This window comes from Streptomyces sparsus (genome assembly GCF_054776295.1).
In genome coordinates this window covers 1-4,297 of the sequence record NZ_BAAHCA010000410.1, presented here as the reverse complement: position 1 = coordinate 4,297, position 4,297 = coordinate 1, and the positions used below count along the sequence as shown (strand labels likewise).

General features: G+C 71.8%; 3 protein-coding genes. 2 read left to right on the top strand and 1 reads right to left on the bottom strand.

Going from position 1 to position 4,297, the window contains the following annotated elements; genetic code table 11:
* Positions 1-405: 405 nt before the first annotated feature.
* A complete protein-coding gene (gene guaA, locus ACYVE9_RS17420; protein WP_461028798.1) occupies positions 406-2,007 on the top strand; it encodes a glutamine-hydrolyzing GMP synthase in 1,602 nt (533 codons plus the stop codon).
* 155 nt (positions 2,008-2,162) lie between these two features.
* Complete coding sequence (locus tag ACYVE9_RS17415; protein ID WP_461028797.1) at positions 2,163-2,789, top strand: Uma2 family endonuclease; 627 nt, start codon at positions 2,163-2,165, stop codon at positions 2,787-2,789.
* A gap of 120 nt (positions 2,790-2,909) precedes the next feature.
* Here the strand turns inward: ACYVE9_RS17415 and ACYVE9_RS17410 are convergent.
* Positions 2,910-4,297 (bottom strand): FAD-binding oxidoreductase (locus tag ACYVE9_RS17410; protein WP_461028796.1); only part of this gene is annotated, 1,388 nt, incomplete at its 5' end.

Below are 4,297 nucleotides of genomic sequence, written 5' to 3'. Positions count from 1 at the left end.
GCCGGCGGTGACGGGACCGGTGCCGGTAGCCGCGGGGGCGTCGGCGGGTGCGGGAACGCCGCGGGGCGTGCGGACGCCGTCGGGTGCGGGGATGTCGGTGCTGGTGGTCATGGGTCTTCTCCTCGGGGCTGGGTGCGGGGCCCTGGGACCGACGGACCCGGGAGGAGAGACGCCAGACGCCCCGGGCCTTGATCGGCCCGGGGCGCCCGGTGAAGTCGTTGTCCTTGTGCTCAGCGACGCCACCCACGGCAACCGGTCGGGCCGGTGCCATAGGTAAACCAGAAGGACGTGCTGGTGGTCTGCGGAGTCACGGGCCCAGTATGCCCCCAGCGCCGGGCGGGAGCCAACGCCGGGGCCGGTAGACTCGGGGGCATTCCTCCCGCTCCACCGCCGAAAGGCAGCCTCGTGGCTTCAACGCCCCATGCCGCGCCCGATCAGGCCGGCACCCCGGACCCGGTCCTCGTCGTCGACTTCGGCGCGCAGTACGCCCAGCTCATCGCCCGCCGGGTCCGCGAGGCCCGGGTGTACAGCGAGGTCGTGCCGTCCACCATGCCGGTGGCCGAGATGCTCGCGAAGAACCCGAAGGCGATCATCCTCTCCGGCGGTCCGTCCTCGGTCTACGCCGAGGAGGCGCCGGGCCTGGACCGGGCGGTGTTCGAAGCCGGAGTGCCCGTCTTCGGCATGTGCTACGGCTTCCAGCTGATGGCCCAGGTGCTCGGCGGCACGGTCGACAACACCGGCGCCCGGGAGTACGGCCGCACCGCGCTGAGCGTCTCCAAGGCCGGCTCGACACTGTTCGAGGGCACGCCGCTGGACCAGCAGGTGTGGATGTCGCACGGCGACGCCTGCTCCGCCGCACCCGAGGGCTTCGAGGTCACGGCGTCCACCGATGTGGTGCCCGTCGCGGCCTTTGAGAACGACCGGCTGAAGCTCTACGGCGTCCAGTACCACCCCGAGGTGCTGCACTCCACCCACGGCCAGCAGGTCCTGGAGCACTTCCTCTACCGGGGCGCGGGCATCAGCCCGGACTGGACGGCGGGCAACATCGTCGAGGAGCAGACCGCGGCCATCCGCGCCCAGGTCGGCAGCAAGCGCGCGATCTGCGGCCTCTCCGGCGGAGTGGACTCCGCGGTCGCCGCCGCGCTGGTGCAGCGAGCCATCGGCGACCAGCTGACCTGCGTCTACGTGGACCACGGTCTGATGCGCAAGGGTGAGACGGAGCAGGTCGAGAAGGACTTCGTCGCCGCCACCGGCGTCCAGCTCAAGGTCGTCGACGCCGAGCAGCGCTTCCTTTCGGCGCTGGCCGGGGTGAGCGACCCGGAGCAGAAGCGGAAGATCATCGGACGCGAGTTCATCCGCGTCTTCGAGCAGGCCCAGGCGGAACTGGTCGCCGAAGCCGGCGCCGAGGGCGAAGAGGTCGCGTTCCTGGTGCAGGGCACGCTCTACCCGGACGTCGTCGAGTCCGGCGGCGGCACCGGCACCGCCAACATCAAGTCGCACCACAACGTCGGCGGGCTGCCCGAGGACCTGGAGTTCCAGCTTGTCGAGCCGCTGCGGCAGCTGTTCAAGGACGAGGTCCGCATGGTCGGCCAGGAACTGGGCCTGCCCGAGGAGATCGTCCAGCGCCAGCCGTTCCCCGGCCCGGGTCTCGGCATCCGCATCGTCGGTGAGGTCACCAAGGAGCGGCTCGACCTGCTCCGCGAGGCCGACGCCATCGCCCGCGAGGAACTGACCGCCGCCGGCCTGGACCGCGAGATCTGGCAGTGCCCGGTGGTCCTCCTGGCCGACGTGCACTCGGTCGGCGTCCAGGGCGACGGCCGCACCTACGGCCACCCCGTCGTGCTGCGCCCGGTGTCCTCCGAGGACGCCATGACGGCGGACTGGTCGCGGCTGCCCTACGACGTGCTGGCCAAGATCTCCACCCGCATCACCAACGAGGTCAAGGACGTCAACCGGGTGGTGCTGGACATCACCAGCAAGCCCCCGGGCACCATCGAGTGGGAGTGACCGCGGGCCGCCCTTCCGGCCCCCGCTGAGCCCCGCTGCCCCGCGCCCCGCTCGGTCAACCGCCGCTGCCGTCGTTCGCTCGTTCGAACGATGGTGGCGGCGTTTTCGGTGGGCACGCTGGCCGAAGGCTCCATGCTCGTGCCATGGGAGGAACCATGACCGCCTCGCCCCTGCCCGAAGCGTCCGTCGTGGGTGACGGCGCTGCCGCCCCCGTTCCGCGCTGGCCGATGCCGCCGCAGGACGGCTGGACGGTGGACGACCTGTTCACGCTGCCGGACCTCCCGCCGCACACCGAGCTGATCGACGGGAGCCTGGTTTTCGTGAGCCCGCAGCGGGAGTTTCATTCGCTCGCACTGGACCTACTGGTGCACGGACTACGCACGGACGTGCCCGAGCACTTCCGCGTGCGCCGTGAGATGGCGGTGGTGCTGACCGCCAAGACGGTGCCTGAGCCCGACCTGGTGGTACTGCGCGCTGAGGCCGTGCGCGACCGCAGGCAGAGCCGCTACGAGGCGGCCGACGTGGTGCTCGCCGTGGAGGTGGTCTCCCCGGACTCGGAGGAGCGAGACCGGGACACCTTGCCCCACAAGTACGCCGCGGCGGGCATCCCGCACTTCTGGCGGGTGGAGATGACCGGCGAACAGGACCAGCCGGTCGTCTACGTCTACGAACTGGACCCGGCCACCCGCGCCTACGCCGTCACCGGTATCCATCACAACCGGCTCAAGCTCTCCGTGCCCTTCGACATCAGCATCGACCTCACCGCCATCGACCACATGTGAGGCCGGGCGGGTCCCCGGCGGGCGGCTCCGACCCGAGTGGTGGTCCCGCGTCGCCGCCCGCCCCCGAGCAGGCGGCGACGCGGTGTGTGAGGGGCCGGAGCGGCCGGTGTGGCGAGGGGGTCAGTCCGAACCGACCGCCTGGCCGTAGTGGAAGACGCGCTGCGGGTCGTAGTGCTGCTTCACGTCGACGAGGCGACCGTAGTTGCCCGCGTAGTACGCGGAGTGCCAGTCGGTCAGGTCCGGGTCGGGGAAGTTGACGTAGGCGGCGGTGGTGCCGAGCCGGCGGCTGAGCGTGCGGTGGATGGCGGCGGTCTGGTCGAGCAGCCCGCGCACGCTCCCGGCCGCAGCGCCCGGCGTCCAGTGGGTGCCGATGTCGATGACGAAGGTCGCGTCGCGGTGCGGGTACGCCGTCTCCCCGTGCCCCGGCACGGCACTGAGACCGCCCATCGCGAAGAGCGTGACGTAGCCGGTGCCACCCGCCTCCCCGGGCTGCCAGCCGCGCGTCCACTCGACGATCTCGGCGACCGTGCTCCCGTCCAGCCAGCGGTTGGGCACCAGCGACTTCGTCGCCATCGCCGACCGCTCCGGCTTCGCCATCAGGTGGTCCTGCGCCGCCCAGAAGTGGCGCTGCTCGATGAACGTCCTCGTCGGACGCAGTTCCAGTACCGGCGCCAGCAGTCGACGCAGCCGGCCCTCGTCACCGAGGTACTGGCCGAGCAGCGCGACGGAGCCGCCACCGCTGCCGCGGCTGCTGCCGGGATGGGTGAAGCCCACGCGCAGGTCGAAGTCTCCGGCCCGGTCGCCGTCCAGCACCCCCTGCACCGCGGCCATCACCCGCACTCCGGCATCGAGTGGAAGGACGAGATCGAAGACGGTGGCGGTCTGCTGCGCCACGGACACCGGGCGGAACGCGAAGGCGGTGTTGATGCCGAAGTTGCCGCCCGCCCCGCCCCGGCAGGCCCAGAACAGATCGGTGTTCCGCCGGTCGTCGGCCCGCACCACCGTGCCGTCCGCGAGCACCACCTCGGTCGCCACCAGCCGGTCGCAGGTCAGCCCCCACTTGCGGTCGTTGAAGCCGAGCCCGCCGCCTAAGGTCAGTCCGGCCACCCCGACTTCCGGGCAGCGCCCGCCGGGGAAGTACAGGTTGGACGCGCGCGCCCGGTAGACGTCGGAGTTGGTCGCACCGCCACCCACCCGCAGCCAACTGCCCTGTGCGCGCACGTCGTTCATCTCACGCAGGCTGATCAGCAACCCGGTGGTGGTGGAGTGGCCCGCGTAGTTGTGGCCGCCCGAGCGAGGCACCAGCGGTACACCGTGCTTGGTCGCCCACCGCACCGCCGCCTGCACGTCCGCGGTCTCCGCGCAGGAGACGATGCCGGCGGGCCGCACACCGGCGTACCGCAGGTTGTCCGGCTCCGCCCGCTTGCGGTAGTCCGGCCCGCCGGGCCGGTGGAGCCGGGCGCCCGCACCCAGCGACCGGGCCAACTCCCGCCAGGCGGACGTCTCCG